This window comes from Aquipseudomonas alcaligenes (assembly GCF_003205495.1).
In the GTDB taxonomy this organism is placed as follows: domain Bacteria; phylum Pseudomonadota; class Gammaproteobacteria; order Pseudomonadales; family Pseudomonadaceae; genus Aquipseudomonas; species Aquipseudomonas alcaligenes_B.
This window is the reverse complement of the sequence record NZ_QJRX01000003.1, coordinates 458728-483248: the sequence shown is the minus strand read 5'-3', so window position 1 is coordinate 483248 and position 24521 is coordinate 458728. Positions and strand designations below refer to the sequence as shown.

Here is a 24521-nt window from a genome sequence, read left to right as displayed (position 1 = left end):
GGCACCCCACAATCAGACCTCGCAGGCGAGGACCCCACCAGCAGAACGCCAATGCGCCAGCCAATCGAACGCCGTGGGCGATGACCGATCAGGGATGTACTCGGCGCCCAACCAACCTCGGTAGCCGCTTGCCCTCAACTCTCTCAGAACTGACTCGAAATCCAGCTCACCGCTACCTGGCATCCCCCTGCCAGGACAGTCGGCAAACTGCACATGGCCAATACGTCCCGCCAACAGGCGAATACCGGCCTGCAGATCCAAACCCTGCCGCGCCATATGATAGAGATCGAGCTGGGCCAAACAGTTAGGATGCGCAACCCGCTGTAATAACTCGTCGAGCTGCTCGGGCGTGTTGATCAGAAAGCCCGGCATATCCAGTGGGTTGATCGCCTCGCATAGCACACGAATGCCGAGCTCCATGAAAGCTTCGGCCGCCCTGTGTAGATTGGCGGCAAGGGTGCTCAAGGCGTGTTCGCGGGAAATTCCCTCAACCCGCCGACCGGGGAGCACATTAACGCACAGTGGACGCACCTTGCCCGCGTAGGCTAGGGCCTGTTCCAGCGCCGCCATGAACTCAGCCTGACGGGACGGCACGGACGCCAGCCCAGCCCCACCCTGCATCAGATCACCAGCCGGGAGATTGATCAGCACCAGGGGCAGTCCGGATCGCTCAAGGGCCTCATTCAACTGCATCGCCGGCAGGTCGTAGGGGAACTGAATTTCCACCCCGTCGAAGCCTGCCAGCAGCGCAGCAGCGACTCGCTCGGCAAGGGGCAGTTCAGTGAACAGGAGCGACAGGTTGGCGCAGACCTTCACGATGTCGACTCCTGAAACAGGTCGATCAGGGTTGCCGGATCCCTGTCGAGATATCCCTGACTGCCGTGCATACGCATCAGCTGCGCCGCCAGACCGCTCATGGGGGTAGCGCTGCCCTGCTCGCGAGACAGCTTGACTGCAGTATCCAGATCCTTGAGCAAGGTACGCACATGCCACTTGATTGGCTCGAAACACCGCTCGGCCATCTGCGGCGCGAGTATCTGCAACGGTTTGGAGTCTGCAAAACCACCAGCCAGAGCCGGGGCCAGCAGGCGGGCATCGACACCCGCACGCTCGGCCAGGGCCACCACTTCACCGATTACTAGCGCATTACAGGCCACCAGCATCTGATTGCATACCTTGGTCACCTGCCCCGCCCCTACATCACCCATGCGAGTCACCCGCTGCCCCAGGTGCATCAGCAGTGGACGCACACGTTCGATATCTTCTTGACGGCCACCGGCCATGATCGCCAGCGTTCCAGCCACAGCCCCCTGGGTACCACCGGATACGGGCGCGTCGATCCAGCGCATACCGGTTCGCACCTCCAGTTCGGCCGCCATTTCGCGCGTCGCGGCGGGATCCAGGCTGGAGAAGTCAACCAGAAGCTGGCCAGGCCGGGCCCTCTCGACGATCCCTCCTCGGCCGAAGACGACCTGGCGCACAGCTTCGGTGTCAGCCAAGCAGAGCAACACCAGATCTGCGTCATCACACAGATGAGCAGGCTCGGACACCACCCTCGCCCCTTCGGGACCGAGTTCAGTACACTTCCCCTTGGAGCGATTCCAGACACTGAGGGCATAACCGGCGCCGAGAAGGCGGCGAGCCATGGGAAGGCCCATCAGGCCAATGCCAGCGAATCCGAGTGAGCGTTGTACCGGCACCACAGCCTACCTCCGAGCCATCACCAACCCACATTGTAACCAGCCGGGCAAATGAAAAAGCCGGTCGGTGACCGGCTTTTTCATTGCTGCGGCATCAGTTGACTCTGATGCGCTCGCGATTCTTTTCGAGAATCGCCGCCCCTATGCCTTTGACCTCCAGAAGCTCATCCACCGAGGCGAAGGGTCCATTGCTGTTGCGGTGATCGATAATTGCCTGCGCCTTGGCCGGCCCCACTCCCAGCAACCCAGCATCGAGAGTTGCAGCGTCAGCCGTATTGAGGTCTACCTGCCCGGAAGGCATCTGCACCTGTTCGGCAGGCACGCTGGGAGCATCTGTTGATTCGGCGGCAGCTACACCGAGGGAAAGAGTTGCAAGGCAGGAAAACAGCAGAATAGCGAAGGGATTATTGCGCATGACGAAGCTCCTTTTCATTGATGAGGCGTGAATCCTGATCACGCCCTGAACAAGCTAGCCCTCGTCACGGGACTGTCAAAAAGATACCGCCATGACAATGCGCACCACATCACAAATAGCCACACCAACCGATCACACTTTGGTCATCTTTGTAGCTGCCGACCATGTGAAACGCCTATCACCTGCCAGGCTTGAGCCTGAAAAGCTTGTATCCCACCAAGCAAAGCATCATTACAAAAATACCTAGCCCGAAAGCCAGGATAAGCAAAATAGAAAAAGGCAGCTCGGGAGTTTCCCAGAACAAGAAGTGAAACCGGGAGCTTTGTGGGTTCTGCAGGATGAGCAGCAGAATCGAGCCTGCAATAAGGGAAACAACCGCAAACCAGACAAGGCGTGCAACACGGCTCAGCACAGATAGCCTCCCACCACTGGCGACTCACTCATCTTCGTTGACGCGATCGCGCAGTTCCTTGCCAGGCTTGAAGTGCGGCACGTACTTGCCATCCAGCCGCACCGACTCGCCGGTCTTGGGGTTGCGTCCCACGCGCGGCGCACGGTAATGCAGGGAAAAGCTGCCAAAGCCGCGGATCTCGATGCGATCACCGGTAGCCAGAGCCTGGGACATCTGCTCCAGCATGGTCTTGATCGCCAGCTCCACGTCCTTGGAGGACAGCAGCCCCTGGTGACTGACAATACGCTCGATCAACTCCGACTTGGTCATGGTTTTCCCTTCTTTTTCAAGCGGCTAGATCATCTAGTAGGGTGTTTTTAGCACGCCCGCCAGGCTTTGGATAGTCCGAATGTCAAGAGGGGATGATGATTGGCGCGGAAACGAAAAAGGGCGACCGAAGTCGCCCTTTTTCCAGCTGAAACCGGAACTTAGTTCTGGTTCATCTGGGCACGGATCAGATCACCGATGGTGGTCGGACCAGTGGTCTCGGCTTCCTGCTTGTTACGCAGCTCTTTCATCGCATCCTTCTCGTCTTCGACGTCTTTGGACTTGATGGACAGGCTGATAACGCGGGACTTGCGGTCGATGCTGATGATCTTGGCTTCGACTTCGTCGCCTTCCTTCAGCACGTTGCGGGCGTCTTCGACGCGGTCGCGGCTGATTTCGGAAGCCTTCAGGATGCCTTCGATGTCGCCACCCAGGCTGATCACGGCGCCCTTGGCGTCCACTTCCTTGACGGTACCGCGCACGATGGTGCCTTTCTCGTTCAGGGAGGCGTAGTTGGAGAACGGATCGTCTTCCAGCTGCTTGATGCCCAGGGAGATGCGCTCGCGCTCCGGATCAACGGAGAGGATGACGGTTTCCAGCTCGTCGCCCTTCTTGAAGCGGCGTACGGCTTCTTCGCCCACTTCGTTCCAGGAGATGTCGGACAGGTGAACCAGACCATCGATACCGCCGTCCAGGCCGATGAAGATACCGAAATCGGTGATCGACTTGATGGTGCCGGAGATCTTGTCGCCCTTGTTGAACTGACCGGAGAAGTCTTCCCACGGGTTCGACTTGCACTGCTTGATGCCCAGGGAGATACGACGACGCTCTTCGTCGATGTCCAGAACCTGAACTTCCACTTCGTCGCCGACCTGAACGACCTTGGACGGGTGGATGTTCTTGTTGGTCCAATCCATCTCGGACACGTGCACCAGGCCTTCCACGCCCTCTTCCAGCTCGGCGAAGCAGCCGTAGTCGGTCAGGTTGGTGACTTTGGCGGTAACACGGGTGCCTTCCGGATAACGGGCCTTGATGGCGACCCACGGATCTTCGCCCAGCTGCTTCAGACCCAGGGAGACGCGGTTGCGCTCGCGGTCGTACTTCAGGACCTTGACGTCGATCTCGTCGCCAACGTTGACGATCTCGGACGGGTGCTTGATGCGCTTCCAGGCCATGTCGGTGATGTGCAGCAGACCGTCTACGCCGCCCAGGTCAACGAACGCACCGTAGTCGGTGAGGTTCTTGACGATACCTTTGACCTGCTGGCCTTCCTGCAGGGATTCCAGCAGAGCTTCGCGCTCGGCGCTGTTCTCGGCTTCCAGCACGCTGCGACGGGAAACGACAACGTTGTTGCGCTTCTGGTCCAGCTTGATGACCTTGAACTCCAGCTCTTTGCCTTCCAGGTGGGTGGTATCACGCACCGGACGGACATCGACCAGGGAGCCCGGCAGGAACGCGCGGATGCCGTTGACGTCAACGGTGAAGCCGCCTTTGACCTTGCCGTTGATAACGCCCTTGACCACTTCTTCAGCGTTGAACGCAGCTTCCAGAACCAGCCAGGACTCGGCGCGCTTGGCTTTCTCGCGGGACAGCTTGGTTTCACCGAAGCCGTCTTCCACAGCGTCCAGCGCAACGTGGACTTCGTCACCGACCTTGATGGTCAGCTCGCCTTGTTCGTTGAAGAACTGGTCGAGCGGGATGACGCCCTCGGACTTCAGGCCGGCATGTACGGTGACCCAGTCACCGTCGATGTCGACCACGATGCCGGTGATGATGGCACCCGGCTGCATGTCGAGGGATTTCAGGCTTTCTTCAAAAAGTTCTGCAAAGCTTTCGCTCATGTTGATTCCTGTTGATCAAGGGCGGGGATTCGCCCAAACCACACTCCAGACAATGTGGGTTCGTTCATGTAAAAAGAGGCCTGCGGGACTGTGACTGGTCTCCCGCCTGCCTCCTTGCGAGCCTTTCGACTTAAGTCAGCCGTGGCTCAGTTACCCGCGAGATCACGATTGGCGACCTCGCTGAGAATTCTTTCCAGCACCTGCTCGATGCTCAGCTCGGTGGAATCCAGCTGAATGGCGTCAGCCGCCGGCTTCAGCGGAGCCACGGCGCGCTGCATGTCGCGCTCATCACGCGCACGAATCTCGTCTAGCAGACTCGGCAGGCTAACACCTTCCACCTTGCCTTTCAACTGCAGGTAGCGGCGACGGGCCCGTTCCTCGGCGCTGGCGGTCAGGTAGATCTTCAGCGGCGCGTCCGGGAACACCACGGTGCCCATGTCGCGACCATCGGCCACCAGGCCCGGTGCCTCGCGGAAGGCGCGCTGACGCTGCAGGAGCGCCTCGCGCACCGCCGGCAACGAAGCGACCATGGAGGCACCGGCACCGACCTGTTCATTACGGATGGCGTCGGTGACTTCCTCGCCCTCGAGGATGATGCGCTTGTCGATGAACTGCACGTCCAGGTGGGCGGCCAGTGTCTTCAGCGCCTCCTCGTTGGTCAGGTCAATGCCGTGATTACCGGCGGCGAAGGCCAGCAGGCGATAGAGCGCGCCGGAATCCAGCAGCTTCCAGCCCAGCTTGGCAGCCAGCAGGCCAGCGACGGTACCCTTGCCCGAGCCGCTCGGTCCGTCGATGGTGATCACCATGGCGCTCATTTGCCCTCCTCCACCACGCGGATGCCGGCACTGGCGGCCAGGCCGAGGAAGTTGGGGAAGGAGGTGGCGACGTTGGCGCAGTCGTGGATGCGGATCGGTGCCGTGGCGCGCAGCGAGGCGACGCTGAAGGACATGGCGATGCGATGGTCGCCGTGGCTCCACACCTCGCCGCCGCCAATCGGGCCGCCTTCGATGATGATGCCGTCCGGAGTCGGCTCAGCTTTCACGCCCAGGGCGATCAGGCCGTCGGCCATCACCTGGATGCGGTCGGATTCCTTCACGCGCAGCTCCTCGGCGCCGCGCAGCACGGTACGGCCCTCGGCACAGGCAGCGGCGACAAACAGCACCGGGAACTCATCGATGGCCAGCGGCACCAGGTCCTCGGGGATGTCGATACCCTTGAGCTTGGCCGCACGCACGCGGATGTCCGCCACCGGCTCGCCGCCGACTTCGCGCTGGTTTTCCAGGCCCAGGTCGGCGCCCATCAGCTTGAGGATGTCGATCACGCCGGTGCGGGTCGGGTTGATGCCGACATGCTCCAGCACCAGTTCGGAACCCTCGGCGATGCTGGCGGCGACCAGGAAGAAGGCGGCCGAGGAGATGTCCGCCGGCACTTCGATATGGGTAGCACTGAGCTTGTGACCGGATTCGACGCTGGCGACATTGCCATCCACCGCCACCGGGTAGCCGAAGCCGCGCAGCATGCGCTCGGTGTGGTCGCGGGTCGGCGCCGGCTCGGTGACGCGGGTCTCGCCGGCGGCGTACAGGCCAGCCAGCAGCAGGCAGGATTTGACTTGGGCACTGGCCATCGGCATTTCGTAGCTCATGCCGGTCAGGCGTTGGCCACCGCGAATGGTCAGCGGCGGACGACCTTCAGGACCGGTCTCGATCACCGCGCCCATCTCGCGCAGCGGCTTGGCCACGCGGTTCATCGGGCGCTTGGACAGCGAGGCGTCGCCGGTCAGCACGGTGTCGAACGGCTGCGCGGCCAGCAGGCCGGAGAGCAGGCGCATGGAGGTACCGGAGTTGCCCAGGTACAGCGGGCCGGGCGGCGGCTTCAGGCCATTCAGGCCGACGCCATGGATGGTCACCTTGCCGTGATGCGGACCTTCGATCACCACGCCCATGTCGCGGAAGGCCTGCAGGGTGGCCAGGGCGTCCTCGCCCTCGAGGAAGCCCTCCACCTGGGTCACGCCTTCGGCCAGCGAGCCGAGCATGATCGAGCGGTGCGAGATGGACTTGTCGCCCGGTACGCGGATGCGGCCGGAGAGCGAGCCACCGGGATTGGCGAGGTAGATCAGGTCGTTCGAGTGCATGGCGTCCACATAGGCCCTGCGGGCCAGGATTTTGCTGAAATGCTCGCGGGCATGCCGGGCGCGGGTGAACACGCCGAGCAACTGATGCCCGTCCCCAGCGTCGACCGCACCGCGCAGGGCGTCGAGGTCGTCGCGAAATGCGTCGAGGGTGCGCAGCACCGCCTCGCGGTTGGCGAGGAAGATGTCGTGCCACATCACCGGGTCGCTACCGGCGATCCGCGTGAAATCGCGGAAGCCGCCGGCGGCGTATCGGAATATCTCCAGGTTCTCGCTGCGCTTGGCCAGCGAGTCGACCAGGGTGAAGGCCAGCAGGTGCGGCAGGTGGCTGGTGGCGGCCAGCACCTGGTCATGGTGCTCCACCTCCATGTGCTCCACGTCGGCCCCCAGGGCGCGCCACAGGCCGTCGACCAGCGCCAGCGCCGCGGCATCGGTGGACTCTTGCGGCGTGAGGATCATCTTGTGCCGACGGAACAGCTCGGCGTTGGAAGCTTCCACCCCGCTCTGCTCGGAGCCGGCGATCGGATGACCGGGCACGAAGCGCGCCACTTTGCCGTCGAAGGCCAGGCGCGCCGCACGCACCACATTGCCCTTGGCGCTGCCGACGTCGGTGAGCACCGCATCACCCAGTTCCAGTTTGGCCAGTTGGCCCAGCAGCTTTTCCATGGCCAGGATAGGCACCGCCAACTGGATCACCGAGGCGCCCTGACAGGCGGCCGCCAGCTCGGTTTCGCAGCGGTCAACCACGCCCAGCTCCACGGCCAGGCGGCGCGACTCGGCATCCAGATCCACGCCGACCACTTCGTCGAACAGCCCCTTCTCGCGCATGCCCTTGGCGAAGGAGCCGCCGATCAGGCCGAGCCCCACCACCACCAGGCGGCCGAGTTTGCCCAGCGCGTGTTGCAGCGGCATTGCATCAGCCACGGAGAATCTGCTCCAGCGCCTCGAGGAAGCGGGCGTTTTCCTGCTCGGTGCCGATGGACACGCGCAGGAAGGTCGGCATGCCGTAGCCGGCCACCGGGCGCACGATGACACCGGCCTGCAGCAGCGCCTGGTTGATCGGCGCAGCATCGCGAGCGAAGTCGACGGCGATGAAGTTGCCCTTGGACGGAATCCAGCTCAGCCCCAGGCGACGGAAGCCCTCTTCCAGCTGGGCCATGCCGGCATCGTTGGTGCGACGGCTGGCCGCCAGGTAGTCGGCATCGTCCAGCGCCGCGCAGGCGGCGGCCAGGGCCAGGCTGTTGACGTTGAACGGCGCACGCACGCGGTTGAGCACATCGGCCACCTGCGGCGAGGAAAGCGCATAGCCGACGCGCAGCGAGGCCAGGCCATAGGCCTTGGAGAAGGTGCGCGAGACCAGCAGATTGGGGTAGCGCGCCAGGTAGTCGAGGCCGTCTGGCAGATCAAAGCCCTCGGCGTACTCGATATAGGCCTCGTCCAGCACCACCAGCACGTTATGCGGCACGCGGGCGAGGAAGGACTCCAGCGCGTCCGGACCGAACCAGGTACCGGTCGGGTTGTTCGGGTTGGCGACGAACACCACGCGGGTATTGGCGTCGATGGCGGCCAGCATGGCCTCCAGATCGTGGCCATGCGCCTTGGCCGGCACCACCTTGCCCTGGGCGCCGACAGCCTGGGTGGCGATCGGGTACACGGCGAAGGCGTACTGGCTGAACACCGAATTCAGGCCTGGCGCCAGCCAGGCGCGGGCGACCAGGTCGAGAATGTCGTTGGAGCCGTTGCCCAGGGTCACCTGAGACGGGCTGACGCCACAACGGGCGGCCAGTTTGGTCTTCAGCTCGAAGCCGTTGCCGTCCGGGTAGCGGGTCAACTCGGACAGCGCCGCACGGATCGCCTCCAGCGCCTTGGGCGACGGGCCCAGCGGGTTCTCGTTGCTGGCCAGCTTGACGATGCCGGCCGGGTCGAGATTCAGCTCGCGGGCCAGCTCGTCGACCGGCTTGCCCGGCACGTAGGGCGAGAGCTTCTGCACGCCCGGCACGGCCAGGGCGAGGAAATCGCAACTCATGGTGGCTCCTTCAGAGAACCGCTTTCGGGTAGGAACCCAGCACCTTCAGGGCGACGGCTTCGCTGTTGATCTTTTCCAGCACGTCCTTGATCAGCGGGTCCTGGTGGTGGCCGACGAAGTCGATGAAGAACACGTAGGTCCACTTGCCGCTGCGCGACGGGCGGGTCTCGATGCGGGTCAGATCGATGCCGTTGGTGTGGAACGGCACCAGCAGCTCGTGCAGCGCGCCCGGTTTGTTGCGCATGGAGACGATGATCGAGGTCTTGTCGTCGCCGGTCGGCGGCACTTCCTGGCTGCCGATGATGAGGAAGCGCGTGGAGTTGTCCGGGCGGTCCTCGATCTTCTCTTGCAGCTTGGTCAGGCCATAGAGGTTGGCCGCCATATCACCGGCGATCGCCGCCGAGTTCCACTCGCTCTTCACCCGCTTGGCCGCCTCGGCATTGCTGGAAACAGCCACGCGCTCGACGTTCGGGTAGTGCGCGTCCAGCCACTTGCGGCACTGCGCCAGGGACTGGGCGTGGGAATAGATGCGGGTGATCTTGTCGGTCTTGGTGGTATCGCCGACCAGCAGGTGGTGGTGGATGCGCAGCTCCACCTCGCCACAGATCACCATGTCGTGCTCGAGGAAGCTGTCCAGGGTGTGGTTGATCGCGCCCTCGGTGGAGTTCTCCACCGGCACCACGCCGAAGTTGACCGCGCCGGCGGCCACTTCGCGGAACACCTCGTCGATGGCGGCCATCGGCACGCTGATCACCGAATGACCGAAGTGCTTCATCGCCGCGGCCTGGCTGAAGGTGCCTTCCGGGCCGAGATAGGCCACCTTGAGCGGCTGCTCCAGGGCCAGGCAGGAGGACATGATCTCGCGGAACAGCCGCGCCATTTCCTCGTTGTCCAGCGGGCCCTTGTTCAGCTCCATGATGTGCTTGAGCACCCAGGCTTCGCGCTCGGGGCGGTAGAACACCGGCTTCTCGCCTGCCGGCAGGGAAGCCATCTTGACCCGTGCCACATCCTGGGCGCAGCGCGCGCGCTCACTGATCAGCTCGAGGATCTTCTCGTCGAGGCTGTCGATGCGAACCCGCAGCGCCTTGAGCTGATCGGCGTCACTCATCAGCCGTGCTCCTTCTCGAACTCGGCCATGTAAGCCACCAGGGCCTCCACGGCATCCAGACCGGTGGCGTTGTAGATGGAGGCACGCATGCCGCCTACCGAGCGGTGGCCCTTGAGGTTGAGCAGGCCGCGCGCTTCGGCGCCGGCGAGGAAGGCCTTGTCCAGCTTCTCGTCGGCCAGGCGGAACGGCACGTTCATCCAGGAGCGCGCGCTCGGCTGGATCGGGTTGGTGTAGAAATCGCTGGCATCGATGGCCTTGTACAGCAGGTCCTTCTTGGCCTTGTTACGCTTCTCCATAGCGGCGACGCCGCCCTGCTCCTTCAGCCACTCGAAGACCAGGCCGGAGAGATACCAGGAATAGGTCGCCGGGGTGTTGTACATGGAGCCGTTGTCGGCGGCGACCTTGTAGTTGAGCATGGTCGGGCAGACGCTGCGGGCGCGTCCCAGCAGGTCTTCGCGGATGATCGCAACCACCAGGCCGCTCGGCCCGATGTTCTTCTGCGCGCCGGCGTAGATCAGGCCGAACTTGGAGACGTCGATCTCGCGGGAGAGGATGTCCGAGGACATGTCCACCACCAGCGGGGTATCGCCCACCTCGGGGATCCAGTCGAACTGCAGGCCACCGATGGTCTCGTTGCTGGCGTAGTGCACGTAGGCGGCATCTTTCGACAGCTGCCACTCGTTCTGCCCGGGAATGGCGAAGTAGTCGTAGCCCTTGGCGCTGGCGGCGACGTTGATGTTGCCGTAGCGCTGCGCCTCCTCGATGGCCTTCTTCGACCAGATGCCGGTCTCGATGTAGTCGGCCACGCCGTCTTCCGGCAGCAGGTTGAGCGGGATCTCGGCGAACTGCTGGCTGGCGCCACCCTGCAGGAACAGCACCTTGTAGTCGCTGGGAATGCTCAGCAGGTCGCGCAGGTCGTGTTCGGCCTTCTCGGCGATGGCCACGTACTCATCACTGCGATGGCTCATTTCCATCACGGACAGGCCCTTGCCCTGCCAGTCGAGCATCTCCGCCTGGGCACGCTCCAGCACGGCGGTGGGAAGCGCGGCCGGGCCGGCGCAGAAGTTATGGGCGCGTTTGCTCACTTCGACTCTCTCACTCTTCGCTGTTACCGGTCTCCGCGCCTTCTTCGGCCTCGGTCACCGTTTCTTCGTTCTGCTCGACGATTTCGCCTTCCAGCGCTTCCAGCTCGTCTTCGTCGCCGCCGGAGGGCTCCTGCACGCGCTCAAGGCCGACCAGGGTCTCGTCCTCGGCCAGCTTGATCAGGATCACACCCTGGGTGTTACGACCCGCACCACGGACTTCATCTACACGGGTACGCACCAGGGTGCCCTGGTCGGAGATCAGCATGATCTCCTCGCCATCCAGCACCTGCACGGCACCGACCAACTTGCCATTACGCTCGTTGATCACCATGGCGATCACGCCCTGGCCACCACGACCGCGGCGCGGATAGTCGGCCAGCGGGGTGCGCTTGCCGTAGCCGCGCGCGGAGGCGGTAAGAATCTGCGCACCGGCTTCCGGGATCAGCATGGAGATGATGCGCTGCCCATCGGCCAGACGCATGCCGCGCACGCCGCGGGCCAGGCGGCCCATGATGCGTACCTTGCTCTCCTTGAAGCGGATCACCTTGCCGGCGTCGGAGAACATCATCACGTCCTTCGAGCCGTCGGTGATGGCGGCGGCGATCAGCGAGTCGCCCTCTTCGAGCTTCAGGGCGATCAGGCCGTTGGAGCGCGGCTTGGTGAACTGGATCAGCGGGGTCTTCTTCACGGTGCCGTAGGCGGTGGCCATGAAGATATAGGCACCGGTCGGCTCGTCCTGGCTGAAGTCGGCGTCGTCGCCTTCTTCGGCGTCTTCCGCCTCGACCACCTCGGCGACCTGCTCGGCAACCACGTCGTCATCTTCGCTTTCTTCATCGGCGAAGCGGGCGCGCACGGCCTCCAGGTCGATCTGCAGCATGGCAGTGATGCGTTCACCCTCGTCCAGCGGCAGCAGGTTGACCAGCGGACGACCGCGCGCAGCGCGCGAGGCCTCGGGAATCTCGAAGGTACGCAGCCAGTAGACCTTGCCCTTGCTGGAGAACAGCAGCAGGGTGGCGTGGCTGTTGGCGACCAGCAGGTGCTCGATGTAGTCCTCGTCCTTCACCCCGGTGGCTGACTTGCCCTTGCCGCCACGACGCTGCGCCTGGTAGGCGGCGAGCGGCTGGGACTTGGCGTAGCCGCCGTGGGAGATGGTGACGACGCGCTCTTCCTCGGTGATCAGGTCGGCGATGGTCAGGTCCATCTGCGAGGCCATGATCTCGGTGCGACGAGCATCGCCGAACTCGGCCTTGACCTTCTCCAGCTCCTCGCGGATGACTTCCATCAGGCGCTCGGGGTTGGTCAGGATGCGGATCAGCTCGCCGATCTGGGTGAGGATTTCCTGGTACTCGGCCAGCAGCTTCTCGTGCTCCAGGCCGGTCAGGCGGTGCAGGCGCAGCTCGAGGATGGCCTGGGCCTGCTCGGGCGACAGGTAGTACTTGCCCTCGCGCAGGCCGTACTGCGGCTCCAGGTCTTCCGGACGGCAGGAATCGGCGCCGGCGCGCTCGACCATGGCCTCCACGGCGCTGGACTCCCAGGCGGTGGCGATCAGACGCTCCTTGGCCTCGGCCGGGGTCGGCGAGGTCTTGATCAGCTCGATCACCGGGTCGATGTTGGACAGGGCAACCGCCTGGCCCTCGAGGATGTGGCCACGCTCGCGCGCCTTGCGCAGCTCGTACACGGTGCGACGGGTCACCACTTCGCGGCGGTGACGGACGAACACTTCGAGCATGTCTTTCAGGTTCAGCGTGCGCGGCTGGCCGTCGACCAGGGCCACCACGTTGATGCCGAACACGCTCTGCATCTGGGTCTGGGCGTAGAGGTTGTTCAGCACCACCTCGCCGACTTCGCCACGGCGCAGCTCGATGACCACGCGCATGCCGTCCTTGTCGGACTCGTCGCGCAGTTCGGTGATGCCTTCGATCTTCTTCTCTTTGACCAGCTCGGCGATCTTCTCGATCAGGCGCGCCTTGTTCAGCTGGTAGGGCAGTTCGGTGACGATGATCTGCTGGCGGCTGCCGCCCTTCTCCATGTCCTCGACGGTGGCGCGGGCGCGCATGTAGATGCGCCCGCGGCCGGTGCGGTAGGCCTCGATGATGCCGGCGCGGCCGTTGATGATGCCCGCGGTCGGGAAGTCCGGACCGGGGATGTACTGCATCAGCTCGTCGACGGTCAGCTCGGGGTTGTCGATCAGCGCCAGGCAGCCGTCGATCACCTCGGACAGGTTGTGCGGCGGGATGTTGGTCGCCATGCCCACGGCGATACCGGACGAACCATTGACCAGCAGGTTGGGTATCTTGGTCGGCATGACCGCCGGGATCTGCTCGGTGCCGTCGTAGTTGGGCACCCAGTCGACGGTTTCCTTGTCCAGGTCGGCCAGCAGCTCGTGGGCCAGCTTGGCCATACGTACTTCGGTGTAACGCATGGCCGCGGCGTTGTCGCCGTCCACCGAACCGAAGTTGCCCTGGCCGTCGACCAGCATGTAGCGCAGGGAGAAAGGCTGGGCCATGCGCACGATGGTGTCGTACACCGCGGTGTCGCCGTGCGGGTGGTACTTACCGATCACGTCACCGACCACACGGGCGGACTTCTTGTAGGCCTTGTTCCAGTCGTTGCCCAGCTCGCTCATGGCGTAGAGCACACGACGGTGCACCGGCTTGAGACCGTCGCGCGCATCCGGCAGCGCACGCCCGACGATCACGCTCATGGCGTAGTCGAGGTAGGACTGTTTCAGCTCGTCTTCGATATTGACCGGGAGGATTTCTTTGGCCAGTTCGCCCATGAGAAGCCTGGTTCCTTATTCTGGTGAAACCCCGTCGCACCCTTCCTGGGCCTGACCGGAGTCCGCCGTGGCCGCCCCTGCGTGGCAGCGACTCACGACAAATCAACGAGTTAAGTCGGTTATTGGCGCAAATGGAGCGGCCCGCATGGGGCCGCCCGAAAACTGCCGGAGCTTACCACAGTCACCGGTGCAGACCTACCCCGGCGGGCGCCCGGGCGACAGGCTCAGTGCAGGCGCTTGCGGCACATGAGTTGCGCCATTTTCGCCGCATCTGGCCGCTCGACCACCCCTTTTTCGGTGACGATCGCGTCGATCAGGTCGGCCGGCGTCACGTCGAACACCGGATTGACCGCGTGCACCTCGGCGGCGATGCGCTGACCACCGACTTCCAGCAGCTCGCGGCCGTCGCGCTCCTCGATGGGGATGTCCTCGCCGTCTTCCAGGCTCATATCGATGGTCGAGCTGGGCGCCACCACCATGAAGCGCACGCCGTGGTGCATGGCGTTGACCGCCAGCTGGTAGGTGCCGATCTTGTTGGCCACGTCGCCATTGGCAGTGATGCGGTCGGCGCCGACGATCACCCAGGTGATGCCCTCGGTCTTCATCAGGTGCGCGGCGGCGGAGTCGGCGTTCAGGCTGACCGGCACGCCCTCGCCGGCCAGCTCCCAGGCGGTCAGGCGCGAGCCCTGCAGCCAGGGTCGGGTTTCGTCGGCGAACACCCGCTCGATCAAGCCGGCCTGGTGGGCGGCACGAATCACGCCCAGTGCGGTACCGAAGCCGCCGGTGGCCAGGGCCCCGGTATTGCAATGGGTGAGCAGCTTCTGCGGAGTGTTCTGGTGCTTGCGGATCAGTTCCAGGCCGAGCTGGGCCATGGTCAGGTTGGCCTCGCGGTCGCTGTCGAAGATGCCGACCGCCTCGGCCTCCAGCGCCGCCAGGGCATTCTCGCCCGCCTTCAGCCGCTGCAGGCGCTCGCGCATGCGATCCAGCGCCCAGAACAGGTTGACCGCGGTCGGCCGCGACTCGGCCAGCACCCGGAAGTCCTCCTCCAGCGCCGCCTGCCAGTCGCCGGTGGCGGCCAGGCGCGCCCGCGCGCCCAGCACCAGGCCGAAGGCGGCGGCGATGCCGATGGCCGGCGCACCACGCACCACCATGCTGCGGATGGCCTCGGCCACGCCGGCGGCCGAGCCATAGGCCAGCCAGGTTTCCTCGCCTGGCAACAGGCGCTGGTCCAGCAGGAACAATGTGCCGTCGCGCCACTCGATGGCCTTTACCTTCTCCGCTGCCAACAGTTTGTCGCGCATGACATCCCCACAAGGTGAAACGAAAAGCCGCGGATTATAGCGAGCCGGCCCCGCCGTGGCTCAGTTATACTGCCGCCACCTTTTTATTGCCCGGATAAATGCCATGCCCGAACCGCGCCAGCCGCTCGACCTGCTGCTCCTGCCCAGCTGGCTGGTGCCGGTCGAGCCCGCCGGCGTGGTATTGCGCGACTACGGCCTGGGCATTCGCGACGGCCGCATCGCCTTGCTCGCCCCGCGCACCGAGGCCCTGCGCCACCCGTCTACGCAGGTACGCGAACTGCCGGGCTGCGTACTCACCCCGAGCCTGGTCAACGCCCATGGCCACGCGGCGATGACCCTATTCCGCGGCCTGGCCGATGACCTGCCGCTGATGAGCTGGCTGCAGGACCATATCTGGCCGGCCGAGGCCCAGTGGGTCGACGAGGACTTCGTGCGCGACGGCACCGAACTGGCCATCGCCGAGCAGCTCAAGGGTGGCATCGGCTGCTTCTCCGACATGTACTTCTTCCCGGAAGTGGCCAGCGAGCTGGTGCACAAGAGCGGCATCCGCGCCCAGCTGACCATCCCGGTGCTGGACTTCCCCACCCCCGGCGCGCGCGACGCCGAGGAGGCCCTGCGCAAGGGGCTGCGTCTGTTCGACGACCTCAAGCAGCACCCGCGGATCAAGATCGCCTTCGGCCCCCACGCGCCCTACTCGGTCAGCGACGATAAGCTGCAGCAGGTGTTGATGCTGGCCGAGGAGCTGGACGCCGGCATCCACATGCACGTCCACGAGACCGCCTTCGAGGTGCAGCAAAGCCTGGAGCTGCACGGCATGCGCCCGCTGCAGCGACTGGCGGGCCTGGGCCTGCTCGGCCCGCGCTTCCAGGCCGTGCACATGACCCAGATCGACGAGGCAGACGTAGAGCTACTGGTGGAAAGCAACAGCAGCGTGATCCACTGCCCCGAGTCCAACCTCAAGCTGGCCAGCGGCTTCTGCCCGGTGGAAAAACTCTGGCAGGCTGGCGTCAACGTAGCCGTCGGCACCGATGGCGCGGCCAGCAACAACGACCTCGACCTGCTCGGCGAGACCCGCACCGCCGCCCTGCTGGCCAAGGCCGTGGCCGGCAGCGCCACCGCCCTGAATGCCCACGCCGCGCTGCGCATGGCCACCCTCAACGGCGCCCGCGCCCTCGGCCTGGACGAGGACACCGGCTCGCTGGAGCCGGGCAAGCTGGCCGACCTGGCCGCCTTCGACCTCTCCGGCCTGGCCCAGCAGCCGGTCTACGACCCGGTGTCGCAACTGATCTACGCCGGCAGCCGCAGCTGCGCCAAGCACCTCTGGGTCGGCGGCAAACAGCTGCTCGACGACGGCCGACTGACACGTCTCGATGAAGAAAACATCATCGCCAATGCCCGCGCCTGGGGCGCGCGCATTGCTGGCAAGCATTCGATTTAAAGGAAAGTCCGCATGAGCAACGTCGACCACGCCGAAATCGCCAAATTCGAGGCCCTCGCCCACCGCTGGTGGGACCGCGAGAGCGAGTTCAAGCCGCTGCACGACATCAACCCGCTACGGGTCAACTGGATCGACGAGCGCGTCGGCCTGGCCGGCAAGAAGGTGCTCGACGTCGGCTGCGGCGGCGGCATCCTCAGCGAGTCCATGGCCCAGCGCGGGGCCACGGTCACCGGCATCGACATGGGCGAGGCGCCGCTGGCCGTGGCCCAGCTGCACCAGCTGGAGTCCGGCGTAGAGGTTGAGTACCGGCAGATCACCGCCGAGGCCCTGGCCGAGGAGATGCCTGGCCAGTTCGACGTGGTCACCTGCCTGGAGATGCTCGAGCACGTGCCCGACCCGTCCTCGGTGATCCGCGCCTGCCACAAGCTGGTCAAGCCCGGTGGCCAGGTGTTCTTCTCCACCATCAACCGCAACCCCAAGGCCTACCTGTTCGCCATCGTCGGCGCCGAGTACGTGCTGCGCCTGCTGCCACGCGGCACTCACGATTTCCGCAAGTTCATCCGCCCGTCCGAACTCGGCGCCTGGTGTCGCCAGGCCGGCTTCGAGGTGCGTGACATCATCGGCCTGACCTACAACCCGCTGACCAAACGCTATAAGCTGGAGGCGGACGTCGACGTCAACTACATGATCCAGACCCTGCGCGAGGACTGAGGCGCATGGCCCTGCGAGCAGTACTCTTCGACATGGACGGCACCCTGCTGGATACCGCCCCCGACTTCGTCGCCGTGTGCCAGGCCATGCGCGCCGCGCGCGACCTGCCGCCAATGGACGAGCAACTGATCCGCGACGTGGTCTCCGGTGGCGCCCGCGCCATGGTGTCCGCCACCTTCGGCCTGGAGGTTGGCGCCGAAGGCTTCGAAGCCCTGCGCCTGGAGTTCCTCGAGCGCTACCAGGAGCACTGCGCGGTGCTGAGCAAGCCGTTCGCTGGCATGCCCGAGCTGCTCGCCGACATCGAGGCGGCGCACCTCAAGTGGGGCGTGGCCACCAACAAGCCGGTGTGCTTCGCCGAGCCGATCATGCAACGGCTCGAGCTGGCCGGGCGCTCGGCGGCACTGGTCTGCCCGGACCACGTGGCGCGCAGCAAGCCGGCGCCGGATATGCTCCTGCTGGCCTGCGAGCAGATGGGCATACCCCCCGCCGAGGTGCTGTTCGTCGGCGACGATGCCCGCGACATCGAGGCCGGCCGCGCCGCCGGCTGCAAGACCGCTGCCGTCACCTACGGCTACATCCACCCCGAGGACAACCCGCGCCACTGGGGCGCCGACGTGGTGGTGGACCATCCCCTGGAGCTGCGCGCCGTGCTCGACCGCGCCCTGTGCAGCTGCTGATCCGACTCACGCAACAACGAGATCCCGCCCCATGTTCGACTACAGCGCCCGCCCCGACCTGCTCCAGGGTCGCGTCATCCTGGTCACCGGCGCCGGCCGCGGCATCGGTGCCGCCGCCGCCAAGACCTTTGCCGCCCACGGCGCCACCGTGCTGCTGCTGGGCAAGAGCGAGGAAAACCTCAACCAGGTGTATGACCAGATCGAGGCCGCCGGCCACCCGCAGCCGGTGGTGATCCCCTTCAACCTGGAAACCGCCCTGCCGCACCAATACGACGAGCTGGCCGCCACCGTGGAGGCCGAGTTCGGCCGCCTCGACGGCCTGCTGCACAACGCCGCCATCGTCGGGCCGCGCACGCCGCTGGAACAGCTGTCCGGCGACAACTTCATGCGCGTCATGCAGGTCAACGTCAACGCCATGTTCATGCTGACCAGCACCCTGCTGCCGCTGCTCAAGCTCTCCGAGGACGCCTCGGTGCTGTTCACCTCCAGCAGCGTCGGGCGCAAGGGCCGCGCCTACTGGGGCGCCTACGCGGTGTCCAAGTTCGCCACCGAGGGCCTGATGCAGGTATTGGCCGACGAGGTAGACGGCATCGCCAACGTACGTGCCAACAGCGTCAACCCGGGCGCCACCCGCACCGGCATGCGCGCCCAGGCCTACCCCGGGGAGAATCCAGCGAACAACCCGCTGCCGGAAGCCATCATGCCGGTCTATCTGTACCTGATGGGCCCGGACAGCCGGGACGTCAATGGCCAGGCATTCGACGCCCAGTGAGGACCTGCCGCCGGTTTTCCGGCGGACACCCACATAACGGCATCAGATTGCCAGCATCCCCGCCAAGGAACCGGCAAGAATTTGCCGAACCCTCGCCAAAAATAAACGTAACTATCTGATTTAAATAAGTTAAATCTCATTGGCACGGAACTCGCTTTACCTCTCCCATCAACGCGCCCAGCGTCAGAGGTTGAGTTCCATGGCTCCACACACCCCGTCCAATACGATCGACTTCGATGCCGCCAAGCTGCAGCGCCTGGGCTATGCGGCGCGCAACAGTCGGGCCGTGAAGCCGGTCAGCCTGGCGCAGCTACGCCAGCAGCTGAGCCTGCAGCTGCAGACCTCCCTGGAAGTCGACCGCATCCTCGGCCTGTTCTTCCAGGAAGTGCAGCGTCTGGTCCCGCTCGACTCCCTGAGCTACCAGCTGGCCGCCTGCGACCTGCGCATCGAACTGGGTGAGCGCGCCAATCATTCGGCCGGCTACCGCCTGAGCCACGAGGGCGAGTACCTGGGCGAGCTGATCTTCCGCCGCAGCCAGCGCTTCAGTGACGACGAACTGGGCCAGCTGGAGTCGCTGCTGGCCAGCCTGCTGTTTCCCCTGCGCAATGCCCTGCTTTACCGCTCGGCCCTGCAGAGTGCACTGCGCGACCCACTGACCGACACCGGCAATCGCATCGCCATGAACCAGGCCCTGCAGCGCGAGATCGAACTGGCCCGCCGCAGCCAGCAGCCGCTGTCGGTGCTGATGCTCGACATCGACCACTTCAAGTCGATCAACGACCGTTTCGGCCACGCCACCGGCGACGAAGTGCTGAAGGCCGTGGCCAGCGCCCTGAAGAACAGCCTGCGTAACATCGACATGGTGTTCCGCTACGGTGGCGAGGAGTTCCTCGTGCTGCTGTCCAACACCAGTCGCGAGGCGGCGCAGATGGTCGGCGAACGCCTGCGCCTGGCCGTGCTCGGCCTGCAATACCTCGAAGAAGGCCGCGCCCTGGAGTTGTCCATCAGCCTCGGTTGCGCCACCCTGCTGCCGGGCGAGACGGCGGAAAGCCTGCAGCGCCGCGCCGACAATGCGCTCTATGTGTCCAAGCGCGAGGGGCGCAACCGCCTGTCCATGGCCGGCTGATAAGGCTGGGCAGCAAAAAGGGGCTCCGTGGAGCCCCTTTTTCATTGCCGCCGATCAGCGCTTGCGGCCAAAGCCGGGGCGCTGGCCATCGCCGCTCGGCGGGCGCTTGCCCGGTGCGGCCGGGCGAGGCTTGCGCGCCGGCCGATCGGCCAGCTCCACCGCCGGGCGCGGGGCGCGCTTCTTGTTCACCTCGGACGGCCGCTCGGCCACCGGCGTCCCACGGCCACCTTCACGGCGCTCGCCAGCCGGCTTGCGCGGCCCACGCGGCGCACGCTCGGCGCCTTCGCCACGGGGCGCACGGGGCGCCTCGGCAACCTCGCCTTCGGCCGGGCGCAGCACGCGCTTGGGCCGCTCGCCGCGGGCCAGCGGCTTGGCCGCCTTGCGCTGCAGGCGGTCAAGCTTCTCGCGCATCTTCTCCTTCATCGCCGGCAGGGCCACCGGCTTGAGGCCGACCTCCTCGCTGAGGATGTCCACCTCGCGCTGGCCCATCTCGCGCCAGCGCCCCATGGGCAGGTCGGAGGTCATGAACACCGGGCCGAAGCGCACGCGCTTGAGGCGGCTGACCACCACGCCCTGGGACTCCCATAGGCGGCGCACCTCGCGGTTGCGGCCTTCCATCACCACGCAGTGGAACCAGTGGTTGAGGCCGTCGCCGCCGGGCGCTTCCTTGATGTCGGTGAACTTGGCCGGGCCGTCTTCCAGCATCACGCCAGCCTTGAGCTGCTCGATCATCTCCTCGGTGACCTCGCCACGCACGCGCACGGCGTACTCGCGGTCCATCTCGTAGGAGGGGTGCATCAGGCGGTTGGCCAGTTCGCCGTCGGTGGTAAACAGCAGCAGGCCGGTGGTGTTGATGTCCAGGCGGCCGATGTTGATCCAGCGCCCTTCTTTCGGTCGCGGCAGGCGATCGAATACGGTCGGGCGGCCTTCCGGGTCGTCGCGGGTGCAGATCTCGCCTTCCGGCTTGTTGTAGATCAGTACGCGGCGTACCACCTGGGCGTCTTCGCGCCTGAGCAACTGGCCGTCGACACTGATGGCATCGCGCGGCTCGACACGGGCGCCGAGGTTGGCGATGGCGCCATTGACCTTGACCCGACCATCGGTGATCCACTGCTCGATGTCGCGACGCGAGCCGAGGCCGGCACGGGCCAGGACTTTCTGCAGCTTCTCGCCGCTGGGACGGGGTTCGAATTCGGATTCGCTCATCTGGGCACCTCCCGGTGTAACTGAGGATGAAAAAGGCCGCGCATCATACGCGGATCGCCGCCCGCACGCACGGCTGACTGACTATAGACCGCTCAGCGGTGCTTGCGCCGCCCGGTCGCCGCCAGCGCCAGCAGGCGCAGATCGGCCTCGGCCAGCAACACCAGGCGCTCGGCCTTGCCGAGCTTCTTCCAGGCCTTGATCTCGCGCTTGCTGCGGCCGCAGCCGACACAGATGTCGGCCTCGAACTCACAGATATTGATGCAGGGATTCTTGCTCATGACGGCAACCGCTCGGGGAAGGCGGGGCCAGCTTAGGCCGAGAGGGCCTCAGCTCGGAATTGAAAGTCTCAATCCCCTCAATGCAGGGAATCGCTGCTATCCAGCGTCTCGCCCTGCTCTTCTTCCGCGTCGTCGGCAGACTGCGGCAGATCACTGAAATCGGTCTTCAGGCCCTGCTCCATCTGGTCCAGCTCGACCAGCAGGCTGCGGAAGCTGGTTTCCTCGCGCGGCTCGGCCGGCACTTCCGCCTCACCCAGCTCGGCATCCACCCGCGCCTGCAGACCAGATGGCACCGGCAGGTCGTCGTCCAGCGCCAGCATCGGCTCCGGCTCCAGTTCGCGCAGGGCCGCCAGCGGTGGCAACTCTTCCAGGCTCTTGAGGTTGAAGTAATCGAGGAACGCCTTGGTGGTGGCCAGCATGGCCGGCCTGCCCGGTACATCACGGTAGCCGACCACGCGAATCCAGTCACGCTCCTGCAGGGTCTTGATGATCTGGCTGTTGACCGCCACGCCGCGGATGTCCTCGATCTCGCCACGGGTGATCGGCTGGCGATAGGCGATCAGCGCCAGGGTCTCCAGCATGGCCCGCGAGTAGCGCTGCGGGCGCTCCTCCCAGAGCCGACCGACCCAGGGGGCGAACTTCTCGCGCACCTGCAGGCGGTAGCCGCTGGCCACTTCCTTGAGTTCGAAGGCGCGCCCTTCGCAGGACAGGCGCAGCACTTCCAGGGCCTCGCGAATCTGCGCCGGCTCCGGCCGCTCGCCTTCCTCGAACAGCTCACCCAGGCGTTCCAGCGACAGCGGCCGACCCAGGGCCAGCAGCCAGGCTTCGAGCAGGGAGGCGAGTTCCTTGGGGTCGTTCAGGTTCATCTATTCGGCTCGGGCACGGACGTGGATGGGCGCGAAGGGCTCATTCTGCACCAGTTCCACCAGTTGTTCCTTGATCAGTTCGAGCACCGCCATGAAGGTGACGACCACCCCCAGACGTCCCTCCTCCACAGTAAACAGCCTGACGAACGGCACGAAACCATTGCCCTTGAGACGCTCCAGCACCTCGCTCATGCGCTCGCGGGTGGACAGTGCCTCGCGCGTCACCTGGTGGCTCTCGAACATGTCGGCGCGGCGCAGCACCTCGGCCATGGACAGCAGCACTTCCTCCAGGCTGACCTCCGGCAGCAGCTTGCGCGCCCGCGCCTCGGGGGCGTCCAGGCGCGGTACGCTGAGGTCGCGGCCGACCCGCGGCAGTTCGTCCAGGCCCTCGGCGGCGGCCTTGTAGCGCTCGTACTCCTGCAGACGGCGGATCAGCTCGGCGCGCGGGTCATCCTCCTCTTCCTCGGCTTCGGCCGAGCGCGGCAGCAGCATGCGCGACTTGATCTCGGCCAGCATGGCGGCCATCACCAGGTACTCGGCGGCCAGCTCCAGGCGTACCGACTTCATCAGTTCGACGTAGCCCATGTACTGCTTGGTGATCTCGGCCACCGGGATGTCGAGGATGTCGATGTTCTGCTTGCGGATCAGGTACAGCAGCAGGTCGAGCGGGCCCTCGAAGGCTTCGAGGAAGACTTCCAGGGCATCCGGCGGGATATACAGGTCCAGCGGCAGCTCGGTGACGGCCTGGCCGTAGACCAGAGCAAAAGGTAATTCCTGCTGCGCGCCGGCCTGGCTGTCGAGCTGCTCGCTCACGCCGCGTCACCCTGGAACGGCGTCGGGTCGCCGCAGCCGACGCGGATCACCTCGGGCTCGCCCTCGGCCAGGTTGATCACGGTGGAAGCCTCCAGGCCACCGTAGCCGCCGTCGATGATCAGGTCGACCTGGTGTTCGAGGACCTGGCGCATCTCGTAGGGGTCGCTCATCGGCAGGTCTGCGCCGGGCAGGATCAGGCTCACGCTCATCAGCGGCTCGCCCAGGGCCTCGGCCAGGGCCAGGGCGATGGGGTGCGCCGGCACCCGCAGGCCGATGGTGCGGCGCTTGGGGTGCAGCAGCATGCGCGGCACTTCGCGGGTGGCGCCGAGGATGAAGGTGTAGGGCCCCGGCGTGTGCGCCTTGAGCAGGCGGAAGGCGCCGGTATCGACCTTGGCGAACAGGCCGATCTGCGACAGGTCGCTGCACACCAGGGTGAAGTTGTGCTTGTCGTCCAGCTGGCGCAGGCGGCGGATGCGCTCCACCGCGCCCTTGTCGCCGATCAGGCAGCCGATGGCGTAGGAGGAGTCGGTCGGGTAGACGATCACCCCGCCGTTGCGAAGGATTTCCACCGCCTGCTTGATCAGGCGCGGCTGCGGGTTTTCCGGGTGGACCTGGAAGAACTGGCTCATTGACGTTCCCTGTTCAGGCGGTAGTAGCGCGTGCATGGTCGAAGCGCTCCCAGAGAGGAGACAGATCGTCCGGCAACGGGCGGTACATGCCCAGCTCGGACCAGTCGCCCGGGGCATGGAAGTCGCTGCCGGCGCTCGCCAGCATGCCGAATTCGCGGGCCAGGATGGCCAGGCCGCCGACCTGCTCGGCCGGCTGCAGGCCGTTCACCACTTCTAGTGCGTGCCCCCCCGCGGCGATGAAGTCGGCCACCAGACGGCGGCGCTTGCTGCGGGTGAAATCGTACTGCCAGGGGTGCGCCAGGCTGATCCAGGCGCCGGCCGCCTTCAGCGTGCCGACCGCCTGCTCCAGGCTCGGCCAGTGCTGCTTGACGTCACCCAGCTTGCCCGAGCCCAGCCACTTGCGGAACGCCTCGGCGTGGTCGCGCACATGCCCGGCGCGCACCAGGAACTCGGCGAAGTGCGGCCGCGCCGGCGCGTTGCCGCTATCGCCCAGGCCCTGCTGGACTTCGCGGGCACCCTCCAGGGCGCCAGGCATGCCCTTGGCGGCCAGGCGGCGGGAAATTTCCTCGGCGCGCAGCCAGCGGCCCTGGTGCAACTCGGCGATGGCCTGCTGCAAGGCCGGCGCCTCGCTGGCGAAGGCATAGCCGAGCACATGGATGGTCGCCCCACCCCAGGTGCAGGACAGCTCGATGCCGTTGACCAGACGCAGGCCCAGGCCGGCAGCGGCGGCGCGCGCCTCGTCCAGGCCCTCGAGGGTGTCGTGGTCGGTCAGCGCCAGCAGCTCGACGCCGCGCCCATGGGCGCGCGCAACCACCTCGGCGGGCGGCAGAACGCCGTCGGAAGCGGTGCTGTGGCAGTGCAGGTCGACCTTCATGGCGCGTCTTTCGTTAACGGGGTTGTTTGT

Annotated in this window: 24 protein-coding genes; 5 read left to right on the top strand and 19 right to left on the bottom strand. The window is 65.5% G+C overall.

Annotated features, from left to right (window positions below):
• Window positions 1–12 precede the first annotated feature (12 nt).
• From DMO17_RS07750 to mtnA, 13 genes are all read right to left on the bottom strand, one after another.
• Complete coding sequence (locus DMO17_RS07750; RefSeq protein WP_110681919.1) at window positions 13–816, bottom strand: hydroxypyruvate isomerase family protein; 804 nt, start codon at window positions 814–816, stop codon at window positions 13–15.
• Window positions 813–1703, bottom strand: coding sequence for an NAD(P)-dependent oxidoreductase (locus tag DMO17_RS07745; protein WP_258371498.1), 891 nt, complete (start codon window positions 1701–1703; stop codon window positions 813–815). Before DMO17_RS07745 ends, DMO17_RS07750 begins: the two co-directional genes overlap by 4 nt.
• A gap of 91 nt (window positions 1704–1794) precedes the next feature.
• Window positions 1795–2115, bottom strand: a complete 321-nt coding sequence (locus DMO17_RS07740) for a ComEA family DNA-binding protein (RefSeq protein ID WP_110681917.1) — start codon at window positions 2113–2115, stop codon at window positions 1795–1797.
• Window positions 2116–2293: 178 nt separating this feature from the next.
• On the bottom strand, window positions 2294–2527 hold the full coding sequence (locus tag DMO17_RS07735; protein ID WP_110681916.1) for a LapA family protein: 234 nt from the start codon (window positions 2525–2527) through the stop codon (window positions 2294–2296).
• Between the two features lie 24 nt (window positions 2528–2551).
• On the bottom strand, window positions 2552–2836 hold the full coding sequence (ihfB, locus tag DMO17_RS07730) for an integration host factor subunit beta (protein ID WP_110681915.1): 285 nt from the start codon (window positions 2834–2836) through the stop codon (window positions 2552–2554).
• 158 nt (window positions 2837–2994) lie between these two features.
• Complete coding sequence (gene rpsA / locus DMO17_RS07725; protein ID WP_110681914.1) at window positions 2995–4674, bottom strand: 30S ribosomal protein S1; 1680 nt, start codon at window positions 4672–4674, stop codon at window positions 2995–2997.
• 146 nt (window positions 4675–4820) lie between these two features.
• Complete coding sequence (cmk, locus tag DMO17_RS07720) at window positions 4821–5489, bottom strand: (d)CMP kinase (protein WP_110681913.1); 669 nt, start codon at window positions 5487–5489, stop codon at window positions 4821–4823.
• Window positions 5486–7714, bottom strand: a complete 2229-nt coding sequence (locus DMO17_RS07715; protein WP_110681912.1) for a bifunctional prephenate dehydrogenase/3-phosphoshikimate 1-carboxyvinyltransferase — start codon at window positions 7712–7714, stop codon at window positions 5486–5488. Before DMO17_RS07715 ends, cmk begins: the two co-directional genes overlap by 4 nt.
• 4 nt (window positions 7715–7718) lie before the next feature.
• A complete protein-coding gene (hisC, locus tag DMO17_RS07710) occupies window positions 7719–8828 on the bottom strand; it encodes a histidinol-phosphate transaminase (RefSeq protein ID WP_110681911.1) in 1110 nt (369 codons plus the stop codon).
• Window positions 8829–8838: 10 nt separating this feature from the next.
• Entirely contained in the window at window positions 8839–9936 is a 1098-nt protein-coding gene (gene pheA, locus DMO17_RS07705; protein ID WP_110681910.1) for a prephenate dehydratase, read from the bottom strand.
• Window positions 9936–11021, bottom strand: a complete 1086-nt coding sequence (gene serC, locus DMO17_RS07700) for a 3-phosphoserine/phosphohydroxythreonine transaminase (protein ID WP_110681909.1) — start codon at window positions 11019–11021, stop codon at window positions 9936–9938. The genes pheA and serC overlap by 1 nt, the downstream gene beginning before the upstream one ends.
• 10 nt (window positions 11022–11031) lie before the next feature.
• On the bottom strand, window positions 11032–13800 hold the full coding sequence (gene gyrA, locus DMO17_RS07695; protein ID WP_110681908.1) for a DNA gyrase subunit A: 2769 nt from the start codon (window positions 13798–13800) through the stop codon (window positions 11032–11034).
• Window positions 13801–14024: 224 nt separating this feature from the next.
• Window positions 14025–15101, bottom strand: a complete 1077-nt coding sequence (gene mtnA, locus DMO17_RS07690) for an S-methyl-5-thioribose-1-phosphate isomerase (RefSeq protein ID WP_110681907.1) — start codon at window positions 15099–15101, stop codon at window positions 14025–14027.
• A 103-nt stretch (window positions 15102–15204) separates the two neighbouring features.
• On the opposite strand from mtnA, the gene DMO17_RS07685 reads away from it, so the two are divergent.
• From DMO17_RS07685 to DMO17_RS07665, 5 genes are all read left to right on the top strand, one after another.
• Window positions 15205–16539, top strand: a complete 1335-nt coding sequence (locus tag DMO17_RS07685) for a TRZ/ATZ family hydrolase (RefSeq protein WP_110681906.1) — start codon at window positions 15205–15207, stop codon at window positions 16537–16539.
• Window positions 16540–16551: 12 nt separating this feature from the next.
• Window positions 16552–17250 carry a bifunctional 2-polyprenyl-6-hydroxyphenol methylase/3-demethylubiquinol 3-O-methyltransferase UbiG gene (gene ubiG / locus DMO17_RS07680; protein ID WP_110681905.1) on the top strand — a complete coding sequence of 233 codons (699 nt, stop codon included), beginning with the start codon at window positions 16552–16554 and terminating at the stop codon, window positions 17248–17250.
• Window positions 17251–17255: 5 nt separating this feature from the next.
• Window positions 17256–17927 (top strand): N-acetylmuramic acid 6-phosphate phosphatase MupP, encoded by a 672-nt coding sequence (gene mupP / locus DMO17_RS07675; RefSeq protein WP_110681904.1) that lies wholly within the window; start codon window positions 17256–17258, stop codon window positions 17925–17927.
• Between the two features lie 31 nt (window positions 17928–17958).
• Entirely contained in the window at window positions 17959–18699 is a 741-nt protein-coding gene (locus DMO17_RS07670; RefSeq protein ID WP_110681903.1) for a YciK family oxidoreductase, read from the top strand.
• A 199-nt stretch (window positions 18700–18898) separates the two neighbouring features.
• Window positions 18899–19825, top strand: coding sequence for a GGDEF domain-containing protein (locus DMO17_RS07665; RefSeq protein WP_110681902.1), 927 nt, complete (start codon window positions 18899–18901; stop codon window positions 19823–19825).
• Between the two features lie 54 nt (window positions 19826–19879).
• Here the strand turns inward: DMO17_RS07665 and rluB are convergent, their stop codons facing one another.
• The 6 genes from rluB to DMO17_RS07635 all read right to left on the bottom strand — a co-directional run bounded on the left by rluB (window position 19880) and on the right by DMO17_RS07635 (window position 24491).
• A complete protein-coding gene (gene rluB / locus DMO17_RS07660) occupies window positions 19880–21031 on the bottom strand; it encodes a 23S rRNA pseudouridine(2605) synthase RluB (protein WP_110681901.1) in 1152 nt (383 codons plus the stop codon).
• 92 nt (window positions 21032–21123) lie between these two features.
• Window positions 21124–21309, bottom strand: a complete 186-nt coding sequence (locus DMO17_RS07655; protein ID WP_110681900.1) for a DUF1289 domain-containing protein — start codon at window positions 21307–21309, stop codon at window positions 21124–21126.
• Window positions 21310–21386: 77 nt separating this feature from the next.
• A complete protein-coding gene (gene scpB, locus DMO17_RS07650) occupies window positions 21387–22175 on the bottom strand; it encodes an SMC-Scp complex subunit ScpB (protein ID WP_110681899.1) in 789 nt (262 codons plus the stop codon).
• Entirely contained in the window at window positions 22176–22988 is an 813-nt protein-coding gene (locus DMO17_RS07645) for a segregation and condensation protein A (RefSeq protein WP_110681898.1), read from the bottom strand.
• The gene (locus DMO17_RS07640) at window positions 22985–23617 is read right to left on the bottom strand and encodes an L-threonylcarbamoyladenylate synthase (RefSeq protein ID WP_110681897.1); all 633 of its coding nucleotides are present in this window, start codon (window positions 23615–23617) and stop codon (window positions 22985–22987) included. Before DMO17_RS07640 ends, DMO17_RS07645 begins: the two co-directional genes overlap by 4 nt.
• Before the next feature lie 13 nt (window positions 23618–23630).
• Window positions 23631–24491 carry a PHP domain-containing protein gene (locus tag DMO17_RS07635; RefSeq protein WP_110681896.1) on the bottom strand — a complete coding sequence of 287 codons (861 nt, stop codon included), beginning with the start codon at window positions 24489–24491 and terminating at the stop codon, window positions 23631–23633.
• Between the last annotated feature and the right edge of the window lie 30 nt (window positions 24492–24521).